Annotated in this window: 17 protein-coding genes; all 17 read right to left on the reverse strand. The window is 69.7% G+C overall.

What is annotated here, in order from left to right:
• Positions 1 to 4 precede the first annotated feature (4 nt).
• From C5E07_RS15970 to C5E07_RS16050, 17 genes are read right to left on the reverse strand one after another with little or no spacing between them, the layout of a single operon-like run.
• On the reverse strand, positions 5 to 2,062 hold the full coding sequence (locus tag C5E07_RS15970; RefSeq protein WP_104300528.1) for a GNAT family N-acetyltransferase: 2,058 nt from the start codon (positions 2,060 to 2,062) through the stop codon (positions 5 to 7).
• Entirely contained in the window at positions 2,059 to 2,937 is an 879-nt protein-coding gene (locus tag C5E07_RS15975) for an ABC transporter permease (protein ID WP_104300530.1), read from the reverse strand. The genes C5E07_RS15970 and C5E07_RS15975 overlap by 4 nt, the downstream gene beginning before the upstream one ends.
• Positions 2,934 to 3,833 carry an ABC transporter ATP-binding protein gene (locus C5E07_RS15980; RefSeq protein WP_104300532.1) on the reverse strand — a complete coding sequence of 300 codons (900 nt, stop codon included), beginning with the start codon at positions 3,831 to 3,833 and terminating at the stop codon, positions 2,934 to 2,936. The genes C5E07_RS15975 and C5E07_RS15980 overlap by 4 nt, the downstream gene beginning before the upstream one ends.
• On the reverse strand, positions 3,824 to 5,299 hold the full coding sequence (locus tag C5E07_RS15985; RefSeq protein WP_104300534.1) for a carotenoid oxygenase family protein: 1,476 nt from the start codon (positions 5,297 to 5,299) through the stop codon (positions 3,824 to 3,826). Before C5E07_RS15985 ends, C5E07_RS15980 begins: the two co-directional genes overlap by 10 nt.
• Positions 5,296 to 6,582 (reverse strand): ABC transporter permease, encoded by a 1,287-nt coding sequence (locus tag C5E07_RS15990; RefSeq protein ID WP_104300536.1) that lies wholly within the window; start codon positions 6,580 to 6,582, stop codon positions 5,296 to 5,298. Before C5E07_RS15990 ends, C5E07_RS15985 begins: the two co-directional genes overlap by 4 nt.
• Positions 6,566 to 7,282, reverse strand: a complete 717-nt coding sequence (locus C5E07_RS15995; RefSeq protein ID WP_104300538.1) for a flavodoxin family protein — start codon at positions 7,280 to 7,282, stop codon at positions 6,566 to 6,568. The genes C5E07_RS15990 and C5E07_RS15995 overlap by 17 nt, the downstream gene beginning before the upstream one ends.
• Complete coding sequence (locus C5E07_RS16000) at positions 7,279 to 7,944, reverse strand: ABC transporter ATP-binding protein (protein WP_104300540.1); 666 nt, start codon at positions 7,942 to 7,944, stop codon at positions 7,279 to 7,281. The genes C5E07_RS15995 and C5E07_RS16000 overlap by 4 nt, the downstream gene beginning before the upstream one ends.
• Positions 7,941 to 8,345 (reverse strand): 3-hydroxyacyl-ACP dehydratase FabZ, encoded by a 405-nt coding sequence (fabZ, locus tag C5E07_RS16005; RefSeq protein ID WP_374953207.1) that lies wholly within the window; start codon positions 8,343 to 8,345, stop codon positions 7,941 to 7,943. Before fabZ ends, C5E07_RS16000 begins: the two co-directional genes overlap by 4 nt.
• 35 nt (positions 8,346 to 8,380) lie before the next feature.
• A complete protein-coding gene (gene fabG / locus C5E07_RS16010) occupies positions 8,381 to 9,142 on the reverse strand; it encodes a 3-oxoacyl-ACP reductase FabG (RefSeq protein ID WP_104300544.1) in 762 nt (253 codons plus the stop codon).
• The gene (locus tag C5E07_RS16015; RefSeq protein ID WP_104300546.1) at positions 9,139 to 10,260 is read right to left on the reverse strand and encodes a beta-ketoacyl synthase N-terminal-like domain-containing protein; all 1,122 of its coding nucleotides are present in this window, start codon (positions 10,258 to 10,260) and stop codon (positions 9,139 to 9,141) included. Before C5E07_RS16015 ends, fabG begins: the two co-directional genes overlap by 4 nt.
• Positions 10,257 to 11,696 (reverse strand): NAD(P)/FAD-dependent oxidoreductase, encoded by a 1,440-nt coding sequence (locus C5E07_RS16020; protein ID WP_104300548.1) that lies wholly within the window; start codon positions 11,694 to 11,696, stop codon positions 10,257 to 10,259. The genes C5E07_RS16015 and C5E07_RS16020 overlap by 4 nt, the downstream gene beginning before the upstream one ends.
• Positions 11,683 to 12,156, reverse strand: a complete 474-nt coding sequence (locus C5E07_RS16025; RefSeq protein ID WP_104300550.1) for a thioesterase family protein — start codon at positions 12,154 to 12,156, stop codon at positions 11,683 to 11,685. Before C5E07_RS16025 ends, C5E07_RS16020 begins: the two co-directional genes overlap by 14 nt.
• A complete protein-coding gene (locus C5E07_RS16030) occupies positions 12,153 to 13,343 on the reverse strand; it encodes an FtsX-like permease family protein (RefSeq protein ID WP_104300552.1) in 1,191 nt (396 codons plus the stop codon). Before C5E07_RS16030 ends, C5E07_RS16025 begins: the two co-directional genes overlap by 4 nt.
• Positions 13,340 to 13,966, reverse strand: coding sequence for a 4'-phosphopantetheinyl transferase superfamily protein (locus C5E07_RS16035; RefSeq protein ID WP_104300554.1), 627 nt, complete (start codon positions 13,964 to 13,966; stop codon positions 13,340 to 13,342). The genes C5E07_RS16030 and C5E07_RS16035 overlap by 4 nt, the downstream gene beginning before the upstream one ends.
• Positions 13,963 to 15,021, reverse strand: coding sequence for a DUF4872 domain-containing protein (locus C5E07_RS16040; protein WP_104300556.1), 1,059 nt, complete (start codon positions 15,019 to 15,021; stop codon positions 13,963 to 13,965). The genes C5E07_RS16035 and C5E07_RS16040 overlap by 4 nt, the downstream gene beginning before the upstream one ends.
• A complete protein-coding gene (locus tag C5E07_RS16045; protein WP_146080621.1) occupies positions 15,018 to 15,971 on the reverse strand; it encodes a hypothetical protein in 954 nt (317 codons plus the stop codon). Before C5E07_RS16045 ends, C5E07_RS16040 begins: the two co-directional genes overlap by 4 nt.
• Positions 15,968 to 17,182 carry a beta-ketoacyl-[acyl-carrier-protein] synthase family protein gene (locus tag C5E07_RS16050; protein WP_104300560.1) on the reverse strand — a complete coding sequence of 405 codons (1,215 nt, stop codon included), beginning with the start codon at positions 17,180 to 17,182 and terminating at the stop codon, positions 15,968 to 15,970. The genes C5E07_RS16045 and C5E07_RS16050 overlap by 4 nt, the downstream gene beginning before the upstream one ends.
• Positions 17,183 to 17,184: the final 2 nt, after the last annotated feature.

Below are 17,184 nucleotides of genomic sequence, written 5' to 3' on the forward strand. Positions count from 1 at the left end.
CTCGTCAGAGGAGGGTGAGGCGCCAGCGGGCGCGACGTTCCTCGCCGGCTGGGCGCGCGAGGCATGTCGCGAGCACACCGGCCGGTCCGGCCCGGAGGAGCACCTCCGCGTGGTCCCCGTCCCTGGGCTCGACCAGCACGTCGCCGGCTGGGGTCGGGAACCGGAACGCCCGCGTCCAGGTGCGCCAGGGCGGCCCCGCGATGCTCAGGCGCTTCGCGTCCGGCCCGTCGCCGAGGTCGATGTGCTGGGCGGTCGCCGGCACGTAGACGAAGACTGCGAGCTCGTCGGTGCCGGGTGCTCCTGTCGGATCGCTCAGGGAGATGTCGATTGCTGAGAAGTCGGCGTTCGGCTGAACGCCCCAGCGTCGTTCGCCTGCGCTGGCGCCGTCGAGGGTGAAGCTGGCGTCGTGCGGCGCCCACTCGACGCCGTGGTCTGGCGTCGTCCGGTCGCGGAGGCTCGCGACCCAGGCTGCTGCTGGCAGGCGGTAGAGGGGCCCGATGGAGCGACTGCGTGGCTGGGAGGAGTCCAGCACGTGGATGCCGCGGTGCCGCCAGGCGTGGAGGCCCGTCGCGGCTGACACGTCGAGGCCGCTCGCGGGAGTGAGGACGCCGGCCTCGTGTGCGGCTCGCGTCCATAGCCGCCGAGGTAGAGGTAGGGGCCGAGGCCGAGGCCGAGGCGTCGGCGTCTGCGCCGCCACGGGCATCCGCGGCTGCTGCCCGTCGCGGAGATCGACGCGGTAGGCGATGGTGCCGCGGCCGGTGATTCGCGCCAGGTGCGGTCCTTCGACTCGCCAGGCGCCCGAGGTGAGCCCGGTCACGTCGATGCCGATTCCGCTGTGCTTCTCGTGCCAGCTCGCCCGCATGCCGAACGCTTCGTACGTGTGCGCAGCGCCGACGGCGGGTTCGAAGTCGGTGGCCTCGGGAGGCCAGATCCCGCGCACGACGTGGGCCGAGCGCTCGTCGCGTCCGCGCGCAGCGATGGTCAGCTCGGCGTCGCGGAACCCGCTCCAGGGGGAGGCGGTGAGGAGGTGGCCGCAGTTCTGCGTGACGGTGAGCTCGATGCTCCCGCGCCGGAAGCTGACGACGCGGGTGAGGTGCTCCGAGGTGGTGGTCCACGTGCCGCCGTGCTGGCTGACGCTCACCCGCGTGGCCGCGGGCCGCCGCACGCCTGCCGGGGTGTCACCGCAGACGGGGAACGCATCGACGAGCAGCGGGCCGAGCCGGTCCCTGTGCCGAACGGTCAGGGCGCCCGTCTCGACGTCCAGCTCGGCGCTGAACCCGCCGAGCTCGTGGCGAAGCGGCGGATGCGCGGCTCGGGAGAGAGGGGCGAGTTCCGCATCCGAAATCTCGGCTGGGTCGCCGTCGACGCTCCCGGAGACGAGTTCGCCCGTCTGGCCGTCCACGACCGCCTCGATCCGGTTCGTGCCGATGCGCAGTCTGTAGTCGATGACGGTCCGCCCGGCTCGGTCGATGCGGACACCGCCGGTGAGCGACTCCGCCCGAGCCTCCCGCAGCGATCGTGTCTCTGATCCTGGCGCGCTCGGGCCCACGAGGCCGGCCTCTCCGGGGACCAGGGCCGACGAGATCCCAGGGAGGTGGTTCACGAGTTCCAGGTAGCCGTCTTCGTCCGGCCTCGGGGAGGAGACGTTGCGGAAGCCGACGCGCACGTAGAGCGGGAACGCTCGCTGGTTGGCGGGGTCGACCTCGAGCCGCAGTGTGCGCAGGGCGAGCGAGGGGAAGCGTCGGAAGGACTCGGTGAACAGCTCGCCGACGAGGAAGCCGCCTCGCAGGGTGCGCTCGACGACGAACATGACGGCGAAGAGGTGGCCTTCTGGCGCCACCCGGCGTCCGGACATGCGCGCGTAGCCGAGGGTGCCGACGATCGTGTCTCGGCTCTCCGCCACGAGGAGGAGGCGCACCCCGGTCTCCTGGATGCTCGCGAGCAGGGATGCGCCGTCCAGCGGCAGTCCCGTCACGACGGGCCCGCTCCCGTGGTCGTTGATGAAGCGGGCGACCCGCTCTGCGTCCGTCGCGGCGTCGAAGGGTCTGATCCTGGTGGTCATCGGATCTTCGCGGAGAGGCGCCACACGCCGAGGCCCAGGAAGAGCGCGAAGACGGCGGCGAGGGCGAGGCTCGCGATGCTCGCGGTCAGCTCGAGCGTGCCGACGCTCGCGGTCATCCCGTAGAAGTCCCGGAGCCCGTCGAGCGCGGCTTGGTCGCCGCCGGCCAGGGCGCTGGCTGCCTGCTCGGTGTACGGACGCCGGATGAGCATGGCGGCCTGGGCGAACGGCAGCGTGTTGATCATCGTGACGACTCCGGCCGGGAGCGTGCCGGCTGGCACGTACGCGCCGGAGAAGAAACCGATGAGCGACCCGATGACGGTGGACACCGCGGTGAAGGCGCCGGCCGTCTTCAGGAAGGTGACGATGAAGGCGCCGAGACCTGAGAAGGTCGCGCTCGAGAGGAGGACGAAGGCGAAGGTCGTCCCGAGGTTGCCCGGTGTCAGGGGCGGGTGCCCCTGCGTGAGCAGGTAGAGCTGGCCGATCACGATGATGACCGTGGTCATGATCACGGAGATGATGAATCCTGCGATGAGGTAGCCCAGCACCACCTGGGAGCGTCGGAGGGGCGACACCATGAAGTCCCGGAAGCGACCGGTGACGTTGTCGTCGACGAAGACACCGAGTCCGGCGATGGCGGTCGTGAGGGTGGTGATCATCGTGATGCCCGCGAAGACCCACGAGTCGACGAACCAGCGCACGTCGGCGTCGGCGGCCTGCGGGAACGTGGTGCGGAGGATGTCGACCTGCAGTCCGCCGAGGAAGAGCGCGTAGAGCGCGATCAGGATGATCGCGGACAGCAGCGAGAAGAAGACGCCGATCCGGTCTCGGAAGAACAGACGGAGGTTGCGTCCCGTGAGGAGCCAGATGCTGCTCATGCGGCGACCCCCTTGAGGAGGGCGAGGAAGACGTCGTCCATGGTGCCGTGTCGGAACTCGAAGTCTCGGACTCGGAGGCGACTCAGGAGGTCGAGCGCCTCCGTCGATGACGAGACGGTGACCCGGAGGTCGTCGCCCTCTCGGCGCACGTCGATGCCGGAGGCCGCGCAGAGGCGGAGGGCTTCCGCGGGGTCGTCGAGGCGGAGCGTCAGCACGCTCGAGCTGAACTGGGCGCGAAGCTGAGCCGGTGTGCCTGCGGCGACGATCCGCCCCTTGTCGATGACGCACACCTCGTCGGCGTTCTCCGTCTCCTCCATGTAGTGGGTGGTGAGGAAGATGGTGGTGCCCTGGTCTCGGCGGATGTCGTGGATCGTCGACCAGATGAGCTCTCGCGACTGCGGGTCGAGTCCGGCGGTGGGTTCGTCGAGGAACAGCACGGTCGGTCGGTGCATGAGTGCCCGCGCGATGTCCGCCCGGCGCCGCTGCCCGCCGGAGAGGGGGCCGTACCGTCGGTCCAGGATGGGCTCGATGCCGACGAGGCCTGCGAGCTCGGCCGTGCGGGTTCTGGTCTCCCTTTTGCTGAGACCGTAGAAGCCCGCCCGGATCTCGAGGTTCTCCCGCACGGTCAGGAGGGGGTCGAGCAGGGACGACTGGAAGACGGCTCCGATGGTGCGCTTCACCCGCTGCGCTTCCGTCTGCACGTCGAAGCCGTTGACGGTGATCGTGCCCGAGGTGGGCGTGAGCGTCGTCGTGATGCACCCGATGGTCGTGGACTTGCCTGCGCCGTTCTCCCCGAGGAAGGCGAAGACCGAGCCTCCGGGGACGGAGAGCGACAGCTCGTCCACTGCGACGAGCTCGCCGTACGTCTTGCTGAGTCTCTCGACCTCTACCGACACCAGTTCTCCTTCGTGCTTCGCGCCATGGCCGTGTGATGCTCGCGGCGGTCCGGCCCCGCCTGCGGGCCGTCGTCGTGGGCGGGGATCCAGCTGCCGTGCAGCCCCAGCGGGATCCGCGCGGGGAGGTGGATGCGTGCGAGCTCGTCGCCGCCGAAGTCCTGAGCGCTCAGGATCAGGAGGTCGCTGGCGTTCCGCTGCGGGTTGTGGACGTAGCAGAGCAGGTAGCCGTCGTCCTCCTCGGTACTCCCGGCTCGCGCGACGAAGATCGCCTCGCCGACTGCCGCATCCGTGCCGAGCCGCCGCGCCTGCGCGGAGCCGCGGTCCAGGTCGTGCTTGAACAGCACGTTGTCGAACTGCGAGTCTGGGACGTCGTCGAGCTCTCTCGGCCCGGTCCGCCAGGTCGCGACGAGCTCGCCGGCGCTTGACGTGTAGGCGAAGCGGTTCCGGCGGCCGGAGCGGCGGTCGTCGATGCGCGGGAACTCCTGCGGGGTGTCGTCGAGTCGACGCCGGACCACGGTTCCGCGGGTGAGGTCGAGCGTGAATCGCTCCAGCGACGGGGTGCCGTGGCCTTCGATGGAACCGCGACGCGTGGCGAACATGGAGGGGTGCGTGATGGCGTCGAGGGTGATGACGTTGTCCGCCTCGAAGGCGTTGACCGTGTGGTAGATCCAGACGGGGTCGATGTCGAACCACGTCACGTCTGCGCGCTCGTCGCCTCGGGACAGGACGCCGAGGCGCGCCTTCGCCGCCGAGCTCCATCTGAACGGGAAGGGGTCTCCGGCGGCGGCGGCCAGCGCGCTGAACTTGGCGGGCAGGTCGAAGAGGATCACGTGCTCGCTCGTGAGCGCGAAGTCGTGCATCATCGTGGCTGTGGGCAGCTCGATCGACTGCGAGCGGACCAGCTGACCGCGCGCGGACACGACGCAGTACTCGACGGAGGGCGACCCGGAGAAGTAGCCGACCGTATGGAGGTCACCGGTTTCCGGGTCCGTCTTGGGATGCGCGGACAGGCCGGCCCGCAGCGTACCGTCGAAGTCGTACGGGCCCACCGTCTCGAGGCTCGCGTCGAGCTCGAACGGGAGCGTCCCGCCTTCGCCGAGGGACAGGATCCTGCCAGCGTGCCCGACGACGTTGATGTTCGAGGCGGTGTCGACGCCGCCGAGCACCGCGTACGCGCGTCGGGGTTCGCCGAGCGTTCGCGTGACGGGGCTCTGCCGGACCCAGCGGTTGCGGTACCACTCGGCGCGGCCGTCCCTGAGGCGCACGCCGTGGATCATGCCGGCGCCGAGGAAGTAGTGGAACCTCGCGTGCTCGACGCCGATCGGATTGGGCCCGTTGCGGAGGTACCGGCCGTCGAGGTCGGTCGGGATGGATCCGGTCACCGCCAGATCGAAGGCGGTCACCTCCTCGGCGACCGGGGCGAACGACCCCTTCCGGAACGGGGAGCGAGCACCCGTGTTCCTCATGCGGCTTCCGCCATCTGCACCGGTGAGCGGGAGAGCAGCTTCCGGGCGGCGAGCGCGTTCGCCGCCTGCTGCGCGGCGATCATGAGTGCTCCGGTGAGCAGGACGTCCGAGGCCTTCAGCGAGGGTCGGAGCGTGTCGCCCCCGAACAGCTGCTGCCCCTCTCCGATCGGGATGCCGACGGCGCCTGCGATCGCGACGGCGACGATGGCCGCGACAGTGCCGATGATCACCATCCCGAGCCCGATGAGCAGGACCTGCATGGCGTACACCGTCTCGAGGTCCCTCGCGCTGAAGCCCATCGTCCGCATCGTCGCGAGTTCGCGCCGGTCGCGACGCAGCGAGAACGCGACGACGTTGCCGATGAGGACCGCGCAGATGAGCGCCGCGACGATCACGAGCGCCCACATGATCGCCTGCTGCGCGGCGAGGACCGTGAAGATCAGCCCGGCCGTCTCCTTCGACGTGAGGAACTGCAGCCCAGGAGCGTCAGCGCCGAGGGAGGCCGCCGCTGTCGCGGGGTCCACACCCGGGTCGAGGGTGATGAGCATCTGCGTGATGGCGTCTGGCCGGTCCAGGATCTCCTGCATGCCGGCGATGTCCATGACCACGGAGCTGGAGCGGAAGAGCCCGAATCGGCTGTTGTCGTACACGCAGACGACGTCGGCGGTGACGGGACCGGCATCGACGGGCGCGCCGGCGACCGAGAGGAGCACGCTCGTGCCGATGTCGATGCCGAGCTCGTCCCGCTGCGCGATGTTGATGCAGACCTGCGCGGCGCCCGCGGGCGCCTGCCCTGCGACGATCTCGTAGCCCTCCGCGGCGACGTCCGAGCCGACGAGGACGACCCCGGCATCCTGTGCCTCGGCCGTCATGCTCGCGCCGGCCGTGAGGCGCGGCCGCACCTGCTCGACGCCCTCGGCTCCCGCGACGCGTTGCACCGCGGACTCGGCGTCCGGGATGTAGGTGACGACGTCGGACTCGGGGTTGAGCATCGAGTACTCGTACCCGTCTGCGAATGCGGAGACGTCGCCGCTGATGATGTCGCTGGCTGACTGCGTCATCATGGTGCCCATCGCGGTGATCGCCGCGAACGAGAGCAGCAGTCCGAAGGTCGCGACGGAGACGCTCGTGAACGTCCGGGCGTTGCGGGGGTTCGCGCGGATCATGGACACCGCCATGTGGAGCTTGTAGCGCAGGTCGAGGCTCGCGCCCTGCCCTCGCGTCTCGCCCCTCGCCGGCGATCCGGGGCGCTCGGCAGGCTCTGGGTCAGTGGCTCGCGTCATCCGTCGCCCTCTCCTTCGTCGTTCGGTCCTGCTCCGCGAAGTACCGCTCGTCGCTGCGGAAGAGCCGCTTCGCGACCTCCGGGTGCTCGCGAAGCGATCTCCGGATGTCGACGCCGAAGGTCTCTTCTGGCACGTGCTCGCTCGGCGATTCGACGGCCGAGATGAAGGCGTCGAGGGATGTCCGCATGGCCTTGCCCGCCGCGGTGTCGCCGTAGTCGAACACGATCATGGGGCTGCCGATGTTGCAGACGTCGACGACGCTGGCACCGTAGCTCCCGAGTACTCGCCTGAGGTACTCGGCCGCGTACGGGGCATCGAACGGACTCGCGGACGTCGACATCGCGAGTGCCCCCTTGCCCGCCAGGAGCTGCCGGTGGCTCAGGCGCGTCGTCCGCTCGATGAAGCGCATCATCGTCGAGTTGACGTTCGCGCAGTAGTTCGGGCTCGCGAGGATGACGCCGTCCGCGGCGAGCATCGCGTCGATCAGGGTCTCCGCGTCGTCGACGAACGTGCAGCCATCTCGACGGAAGCAGCGGCCGTTGCCGTCGCACGTCGTGATCTCCAGGTTCCACAGCGCGGTCTCCTCGTACCGCCAGGCAGGGCGCCGCTCGGCGAGGTAGGCGCGGGAGGCTCCGAGCATCACCGCCGTGTGGCTGAGGTTCCTCGGCCGCGGGCTGGAGTGGATGGCGAGGATCTTCACGCCGCGAGCCGCCCATCGACGAGGTGCACGATGCGTCTCCCCGCTGCCAGGACTCGGTCGTCATGGGATGAGACGACGATCGTCGTGCCGTCCCGTTCGTTGAGCAGGCGCAGGAGGTCGAGGACCCCGTCAGCGTTGCGCCCGTCGAGGCTCGCCGTCGGCTCGTCCGCGACGACCACCGCGGTTCCGCTCGTGACGGCGCGGATGATGGCAGCGCGCTGCTGCTGGCCTCCCGACAGCTGCCGTGGAAGCGCCGTGAGCTTGTCGCCGAGGCCGACTGCGGCGAGCAGCTCGCGGGTCCTGGCCGCCGCTCCTCGCGTGAGCCGGCCCTGGACCCGGAGCTGCAGGACCGCGTTCTCGTAGACGGACAGGGAGCCGACGAGGTTCGACTTCTGGAACACGTAGCCGATCTGATCGCGGCGGAAGTCGGAGAGCTCGCGAGGCGAGAGGCGGGTCAGCTCAGCGCCGTTGACCCTGATCGAGCCCGAGGTCGCCGTGTCGAGTCCCCCGATGAGGTTGAGCAGGGTGGTCTTGCCCGATCCGGAGGGGCCCGCGAGCACGACGAACTCGCCGGCCGCGATCTCGAGGGAGATGCCGCGGTTCGCGCGCACCTCGCTCGTGCCCTCGCCGTAGGTCTTGGTCAGGTCATGCGTCGTGATCATGCGGTACGTCCTTCGAGGAAGCTGTAGGTGATGTCGGCGCTCGCGACGATGCGGTCGTCGACGGTCGCGGTCGCCTTGACCTTCCCCATGGAGGCGAGCGTCGCGATCGCCCGTGCGTCGAGGATGAGTCGGTCGCCGGGGACCACGGCGTTCCGGAAGCGGACGGTGTCGATCCGAGCGAGGACGCAGAGCCGATCCCCGATGTCGAACAGCTGGCCTCCTGCCTGGGCCATCGCCTCGAGGATCAGGACCCCGGGCATGATCGGGTTCCCTGGGAAGTGGCCCGCGAAGTGCGGCTCGTTGACCGTGACGTTCTTGATCGCGCGAACCGAGGTTCCGGGATCGAGCTCCTCGATCCTGTCGAGCAGGAGGAACGGGTACCGGTGGGGGAGCCTCGCCATGAGGTCGCGCGTGGTCGTGGCGCCACTCATGCCACTCATGCCGTGAGCCCGCCATCGGCGACCAGGCAGTGCCCGTTGATGTAGGAGGCGCTCGGCCCCGCGAGGAACTGGACGACGTCCGCGATCTCCTCCGCCCGCCCGAAGCGGGCCATGGGGATGAGCTTCAGGTAGTCGTCGCGCGTCGGCTGCGGCAGCGAGTCGAGCATGTCGGTGTCGATGAAGCCGGGAGCGACTGCGTTCACCCGGATCCCGAACGTCGCGAGTTCCTTCGCGAGGGTCTTGGTGAGGGCGATGACGCCGGCTTTCGCGGCCGCGTAGTTGGCCTGCCCGATGGGGCTCGTGAGGGCGCTCACGGAGGCGATGTTCACGATGGTCCCGTGCTTGGCGGCGGCCATCAGCCAGGCTGCCTGCCTCGAGCAGGAGAAGGTCCCGGACAGGTCGGTGTCGACCACCGATCGCCAGGACTCCTCGCTCATCATGAGCGCGTACCCGTCCTTCGCGTGGCCAGCGTTGTTGACCTGCACGTCGAGCCCACCCCACGCGGTCTTGATCTCGGCGAACATGGCCTTCACCTCGGCGAAGGAGGAGACGTCCGCCTTGACCGGCAGCACCTGGCCCGGGTAGCGCTGTTGGAGGTCTTCGAGCACCGACATGGTCTCGCTCCGAGCGCTGCGGTAGTTCACGGCGACGCGAGCCCCGCTGTGCAGGAAGCGCTCCGCGATGGCGAGGCCGATTCCGCGGGTCGCGCCGGTGACGCAGACGCGGGTCGTGCCTTCGGGGTGACGATGGGCGTTCATGCTGCCGCCTTCCGGGTGATCGTCGAGGTCACGCCGCCGTTGACGGTCGCCACGGTCGTGAGGATGCTCGAGCCAGGCGCGGATGCCTGCAAGCCGATGACGTGGGCGAGGGCCTCGTTGCCGCCGAAGCACTCGCCGGTCGCGAGTCGCGGCAGCAGCACGCTGCCGCGGTGGCCGATGGCGCGGATGGCCGAGAGCTCGCTCCGCGTGAGGCCCTCGAGGCCGTTCGCGGTGCCGACGACCGTGTCGACCTCGTCGATGGTGAGGTTCGCGCGTTCGAGCGCCTGCCGCATCGAATGCTCGATGGTCGTGTCGTCTGGCTGCCAGTCCAGGTAGCTGACGCCTGCGCCTGCCGCCGAAGCCGAGGCTGTGCTCAGGAGCGTCGCGAGCGGCGTCGCACCGCGTGCCTCGGCCGACCGGGCCGACTCCAGGACGACGACGGCTGCCGCTTCCCCCGTGGCGAAGGTGAAGGCGACCCCTCTGGGGTGCTCGAAGACGCGGTCGAAGTACTCGGTCATGATCTGGTTGGTCTCGTCGAGGGAGATGGCGAGCAGCGCATCCGCCTTGCCGGAGGCGAGCAGCAGCTCGGCGTAGGCAAGCGCTGACCCGCCGACGAGGGTCGAGTTGGCCCCCTTGAGGCCGAGGGCGAGGCTCGCCTGGCCGTTGGCCACGTTGTAGACGGTCTGCGTGAAGAGCCCGGGACTCGCCTGCTGGAGCCCGCCGCCGAGGAGACCGTTGAGGTACTCGCTGACGACTCGCTGCGGCCCGTACTCGGTGCCGGTGACCACGCCGACTCGCTCGAGGTCGGCTGGCCGTTCGCCGAGGCGGGCCGAGGTGAAGGCGACGGTGGCGGCCGCCATGGCGATCTGGCTGAAGCGCTTCTTGCGGCGGAGCCCAACGGGCTTCACGTAGTCCGTGATGCTGAAGCCCTCCGGAATCGGCCGGGTCTCGTGTCCGTGCTGCGTCGTCGAGCGGGACGCGAGGCGCTCGGCTTCGTCGATGTCGGCGAAGGCCCAGCCGAATCGGTCGAGCGCGCCGGCGGACGCCGCGTGGTCCTCGAGGCGCAGGCCGAGCGGCGAGATCGCCCCGAAGCCGGTGATGAGCGTGGGTGCTGTCATTGCTGTGCTCGCTTTCTCAGCCAGTTCTCTGCGAGGGAAATGGATCTCGCTGCGGATGCGATCAGCTGCGGGAGGCCCGATCCGTACTCGCCCCACTGGCCGGTGATGAAGGTGTTCTGCAGGCCGGTGCGCTGGCTGATCCGGCGCACCAGGTAGTTGTCGACGTCGTGAGCCCAGCCCGTCGCCGATCCGCCTCGGTGCCCGAACCAGCGCAGGTAGTCGAGCGGGGTCGCGACCCTGCGGTACACGCAGTGCTCGCGCAGCTCTGGCACCAGGCGCCTCGCGACGAGACCTTCGACAACCTGCGCGTACTCGACGTAGAAGGCCTCGTCGTGGGCGTCGTCGTCGTGGTACATGTCGACCTCCACGCGCAGGAGGTCTCGGCCCGGTGCCGCCAGGGAGGGGTCGATGCGGCTCGGGAAGTGCAGCTTGATCACCGGGTGGTGCGGCAGCCTGCCGGTCTCGAGCACCCGATAGGTCTCGAACACGTCGTCGGTGTCCGTGAGGTAGTGGCGGGCGGCGCCCGCGAACCGTGAGAGGTCGGCGCCCTCGAGCGTGAGGAACAGGCTCAGCGAGGAGTGCCCACGTCGTCGCCCCTCGACGGCGATGCCCGTGCCTCCGTGCTCGGCCAGCATCGTCTCGAGCGCGAAGACGTCGCCGTTGTAGAGGACGACGTCTCCTGCTCTCGTCGAGCCGTCCGCGAGCCGCACGCCATGCGCGACTCCGTCGGCGGCGAGGATGGCGGTGACCTCCGCGCCGAGCAGCACCTCGCCGCCCGACTCGGTGATGTACCCGACCAGGGCGTCGACGAGCGTGCGCATGCCTCCTCGGAGGGAGACCATCCCCTTCGCGTAGCACTCGGTGAAGAACCCGGCCATGATCATGAGCGACGACTCGTCGCACTGGATGCGCATGGCAAGCGCTGTGCGCAGCAGCGGGTCGGCGACGGTGGCCGTGCAGAACTCCTCGAAGCCCCGCCGGTAGTTCCGCATCATGAACCGGCCTTTGTCCTCGGAGCCGCCGTCGTCGCCGAGGAACTGGCGCATGAAGCCGAAGAACGCCGCCAGGTCGTCCGTGGACTCCGGGAACTGGACTCCGAGGCTCGTCTGGAGCCGGTCGAGGCCGGTCGGCAGGGTGACGCGTCGATCTCCGATGACCATGACGTCGGCGATGTCGACGGGTTCGAGGTGCACGGCGTGCTCGACGTCGAGCTCGTGGAGCAGGGTGTGGAGTGCCCCTCCGGGGTGGCCGCCGAGCAGGTGCGAGACGGCGAGGTCGAAGTGGTCGCCGGCGTCGTTCCGGAACCCACCGAAGTAGCCGCCAGCCTGCTCGCGCTGCTCGAGGACGGTGACGTGGTGACCGTGCGCCGTGAGGCGGGCCGCCGCGACGAGACCGGCCATGCCGCTGCCGACGACGATGCACTCAGAGCCTGGCATCGAATTCCCTTCCGTCGGTGACCGTGTGCGGGTGCTCCGCGAAGAAGCTGTCCATGCGGTGCCTCGTCGACTCCGGCCACCTGAAGAGGAACCGGTTGGTGCCCCGGAGCACGACGTGCTCGGTCAGGCCGATCGCCACGGGGCTGCCGTCGCGCACCTGAGTGAGGCGGTAGTAGAAGACGAGCTTCGTGGTCGCCTGCGGCTTCAGGAAGGTCTCGAGGCGGAGCTCGTCGCCGAAGCGTCCGAGGCCGAGGAACGAGACTCGCGTCTTGGTGACGGGGACGAAGAGCGTGTCCCCCTCGAGTTCGAGCAGGCTCCCGCCGCGGGTGAGCTCGTCGATGAGCGCGAAGCGTCCGACCTCGAACCAGGTGAACAGGTTGCTGTGGTGGAAGACGCCGGCCATGTCGGTCTCGCTGAAGCGCACGGAGAACCGGGTCTCGTTCACGCTGCGGCCGCTCATCGGAGCTCCAGCAAGGTGAGCGCGGGCTGCTTCGACACCCCATGGACCGGGAACCAGAGCACTGCCACGGTCAACGTGAGGCCGATGGCGAAGGGGGCGGCGAATGCCCACCAGCTCGGGTCGAGGTGGAGCTTCGTCGAGCCGACGGCGAATGCGAAGGCCGAGTCGGTGGAGGAGACCTCAAGGAGGTTCACGACGGCGACCGTGGCGGTGGCGATGAGGGCGCCGATGGCGTATCCGACGATGAACTGGGCGACCACCTCCGCGAGGTACATCCGCCGCAGCGTCCCACCGCGTGCTCCGACGGCTTTCAGCACGGCGAGATCGCCGACGCGGGAGAGCATGGCCGAGTAGATGAGCGAGGTGAGGCCGATGCAGATGACGACGTAGGTGAACGTGAAGACGGACACCAGGAGGATGCCCCAGATCTTCGGGCCGAGCATGAGAGCCGACCAGCTCGTCTCCGACCAGGAGGACACCGTGGTCGGGGTGCCCAGCGCGGCGGCGGCGGTTGTGATCTCGACTCGCGCCGACTCGTCGTCAGCGGCGTCGACGAGGATCGCGTTGACGCTGTCCGGGTCGCCATGCACACGCTCGGCGAGGCTGTCTCGGTCGACGATCGCCCAGCTCTCCATGACGAAGCTCGGGGTGTCTGGGGTGACGACGTCGTCGACGGTGTAGGTGATCTCGGCGCCGGCAACGGAGATGCTGACCTCGTCTCCCGCCGTGACCCCGAGGCGGCTCGCGGTCTTCTCATGGAGTTCGATGTGCTGCGTGCCGATGCGCTCCGGTGGGAGTCCGAGGTTCTCGGCGAGCTGCGGTTCCGCGGAGAGATCGGCGCCGATGAGGCTCACCGATGCGCGCTCGGGGCGTGCGCTCGAGCCGTTCGGGTTCGAGACGTTCGCGGTGAGCTGCAGCCGGGGCCGCACGGATTCCGCGTCGATCGCGGACGAGAAGCGCTCCGCGGTCGCTGCGTCGAAGCTGAGGGCGCCGCCGCTGTCGGCGCTCGGCTCGACGAGCCACGTCGCCCCGACGCTCCCGAAGACGAGCCGGTCGGCGTTCTGACCGATGGAGCCGACGAAGGACAGCGCGATGACGAAGAGCGCGATGCCGATGGCCACCTGGCTCACCACGCCTGCTGCTTCGCGCCGGTAGTGGACGACGTCGTGCAGCGCCAGTCTGATCATGCGGCTCGTTCCTTTCGATCGGTGGCTGCCGCGGCGGCGAGCTGGACAGCGGTCGGGGTGCGCCGGAGGACCGTGATCTCGCTGCCCACGGGGTGGGCCAGGATGCAGACGGCACCAGGGATGGTGAGGCGCGTGAACTCGACATCCGGGTGAGACGCGCGCAGTGCGGCTTCGTCGAAAGCGCCGAACCCGATGCCGAGCCCGCGCCCTGCGCGCTTGCCCCAGGACTCCTTGAGGACGAAGATCTCGAGCAGCCGAGCCGGTGACGTCGCGATCTCTCGGCGTTCTGCGGGGGTGAAGAACCCCGACCGCAGCGACGGCAGCTCACGGTGCAGCCGGTGCTCTCTGGGTGAGCCGACGGCTTCGAGGTCGATGCCGATGGGCTCGCGGGCGACCGCGCAGACGGACAGCTCGCCCGAATGCGACGTCGAGAAGTGGAGCCCGCTCGTCTCGAGCCGGGGCTTCTCGGGAGACCGCCTGGTCACCCGCGCATCGTGCACGCCGAACTCCGCGAGGGTCTCGGTCAGGAGTGCACGGCCCGCGGCTCGGCGCAGCAGCCAGCCACCGGTCGGCGCCGCTGCGCGTCGCATCTCCGCCCGGTCCAGCCAGCTGACCGCGATCACGAGGTGCCTCGGAGGAGGCAGTCGGCGAGCGATGAGAGCCGGGAGACGGCCTCGAGTTCCGCGCGGCGCAGTTCGCGCATCCGAGAGACGAGGTCACCCCAGCCGTCTCTCGGGTCTTCGGCCCCGGCATGGGCGCGGAGTGCCCTCGCGAACGCACGCCATCCTCGTCCGAGGCTCGCGTACTTGTCGGCGATCGGGTCGAGGTCGCCGTGTCCGAGGTGCCGCGCGCTTGCGCGCAGCCCACGTGAGAAGAGGTGCCGACCGGCGCCGCCGCCGGTCCCGATCTTCTCGAGCATGGTCGAGATCGACAGCAGCTCTCCCCGCATCTGCTGGGTCGTGAGCACGTCGGGCATGGAGGACAGCTCGCGTTCGAATGCCTTCAGCGCCCGTTCTCCCTGCGTGTTGTTGGCGGGGTTGAGGAACAGCTCGGCGCTCTCCGCGAGGGAGACGATCAGCACCTCGTCGAGGTCGGGGACGAGCCTCGGCGGAACGATTCGCCCGACGGCAAACTTCCGCGCCGGCGCCGCCATGAGCAGGGACCCATCGCTCGGCATCGAGGCCGCGGCCGCCGCGCTCGCGGCGGACACCTCGACCGGTGTCGACCAGAGGTAGTCGTTGCAGATCAGGTCGCCGTTCGGCAGGACGGCCCTGACGGGAAGCGCGTGCTCGCCGAACGCATGGACCTCGTCCCAGGGGAGGACGCCCGCGAAGCTCGGGAGCTCGCGCGCCTCGCAGTACAGGTAGGGGAGGAGCCCCTGCTCCGACCATTCCCGTGCGCGCTCGGTCATCGTGTGCGCGTCCGGATGCGAGAGGAACTCGATGCGCGAGCCCGTGCGCCGCGCGAAGAAGTGCTCGAGGTCGTGCATGCGCGCGTTGACGTAGCAGGTGCTCTCCTCACGGTGGAAGAGGAACCCGAAACCGCCGCCGATGACGAAGCAGAGCCCCTCGTCGAGGTCGAACCCGGTGCCCTGGAAGACGTTCGAGAGCATGGTGGAGAAGCAGTGCGACCCGCGTCGGTAGGTCTCGGGCCACGTCGTGCGCGCGGTGAGGTTCACGACTCGGTCTCCGCTGCTCGCCAGACGCGGACCGTCTCGAGGGCGGCTCGTTCGACCGCGACGATCGCGGTGAGCGCGGTGTCGTCGCCGTCGAGGAATGCCCGGTGCAGTCCAGCGGACCGAAGGAAACCCAGCCTCGTGGCGTCGTGCGCGTTGGCACCGCCGTAGGTGTCGAGGGCGTCGACGAGGCGTGCGCGCCCGTAGCTGCTGTCGCCGCAGGAGACCGCGCGGAGTCGGTGGCGGTAGGCGGCGACGTCGCCCCGGCTGGGGCGCGTGGCCAGCCAGTCCGACAGCATGGACAGCCCGTCCTCCGCGACCCGCATGCGCTGGAGCGCGAGGCCGAGGGAACGCGCGGCCCGCCGTGCGAACGAGAATCGGCTCGGCGCGATGATCGCCCTGAGGGAGGGGACCGGCGCGGCGTACCCCCAGGACGTCAGGGACGCGCTGCTCAGCTCGCGGTAGCTGAGCGAGCGGTCGGCGTAGATCGACGTGACGCGGACCGACGCGGCGTCGAACTCGCTGAGTGCGACGGGGAGGAGGACCCTCGAACCCGTCGCCGGATCCGTCTCCGGGTGGATGGCGTACATGGGCGCCGCTCGCCAGCGTCGCTCCGTCAGCGCATGCTCGCGCCGTGCGGCTTCGAGGAACTGCGCGCTGTCTGCGGTGCGGAACTGCTCGCAGTTGAACCCCGCGGCTTCGAACAGGTCGAAGGCGGCCTCCAGCCCACCGAACTCGTCTCGACCGTCGGCGATGGGCCGGACGTAGCGGAACGTGGAGGCCATGGCGCAGACCGCCACTGGCTCGATCTCGATGCCGAGGTGGCCGAAGACGAGCTGTGCTGGTGCGATGACGGGGTGCGCGACCTCTGCGATCTCGGAGGCCCTGATCTCGGAGGCCCTGATCTCGGAGGCCGCGACGGCGGAGCCCACCGGCTGAACGTGGGCCATCATGCCGGCGGCAGGAAGCTGCGCACGGCGATGCAGGTGTTGTTGCCGCCGAAGCCGAACGAGGTGGAGATGGCGACGTCCACGCGGTGATCCTCGAGGGTGCGCGTCGGCAGCTCGAGGTCTTCGAAGCCGCTCATGGCCTCTCGGAGGCCGAAGTTCCCCGGTACGAAGTCGCCGTCCATCGCGGCGAGGCAGGCGAGCAGCTCGATGCTGCCCGCGCAGCTGAGCGTGTGGCCGTGCAGCGGCTTCGTCGAGCTCACGGGGATGGCGCGGAGCCCGTCGCCGAAGACGCTCCGCAGCGCGGTCAGCTCCATGACGTCGTTGTACCGCGTGCCTGTGCCGTGCGCGTTGACGTAGTCGACGTCGGCGGGCAGCACGCCCGCCTGCTCGAGGCACTGTCGGATCGCGAGCTCCGCCCCTCGTCCGCTCGGGTCGGGAGCCGTCGCGTGGTGCGCGTCGTCGGAGAGCCCGTACCCTGCGACCTCGCCGTAGACGCTCGCGCCTCGTGCGAGGGCCGACGCCTCGGACTCGAGCACGAACATGCAGGCGGCCTCGCCGAGCCCGGTGCCGTCTCGGAGCTCATCGAACGGCCGGAGCGCGTCGTGCGTCAACGACTTGAGCAGCGTGAAACCGGAGTAGGAGAGCATCGAGAACGGTTCGGCGCCGCCGGCGAGCGCCAGGTCGGCGTGCCCGGCGGCGATGAGGTCGCAGGCGAGTCCGACGGAGTTGCTTCCTGCGGCACAGGCTGTCGACACGGATGCCTGGGAGCCGCGGAGCCCGAACTCGGATCGTATCGACGCCGCGACGGTCCCCGGCGTCCGCACGATGGTCGCCCCCGTCTCGAGAGTTCCCGCCAGCGACTGCTCCGCGTATGCCTGGTTGGTCTCGACGCCGGCGTTCGACGAGGCGACGACCACCGCAGTGCGAAACGGGTCGAGATCTTCGGAGGACAGGCCGGCGTCTGCGAGGGCGCGGCTCGCGCAGAATGCTCCGTAGTGCTGGGCCGTCTCCCATCCTGGTCGGTTCGCGACGAATGCCGCGAACGCGTCGGGCAGCTCTCTGATGGTCGCGCCTCGGTCGTAGGGGAACTCGGTGGTGTCGAAGGCCGTGATCGGCGCGAAACCTGAGTCGCCGTTCCGAAGCGAGTCGCTGAATTCCGTGAAGCTGTTGCCGATCGGGCTGAGCAGCCCGACGCCGGTGATGAGGATGCGCACTG

Origin of the sequence: Pseudoclavibacter sp. RFBJ3 (assembly GCF_002931375.1) — a bacterium.
Taxonomy (GTDB): Bacteria; Actinomycetota; Actinomycetes; order Actinomycetales; family Microbacteriaceae; genus Pseudoclavibacter.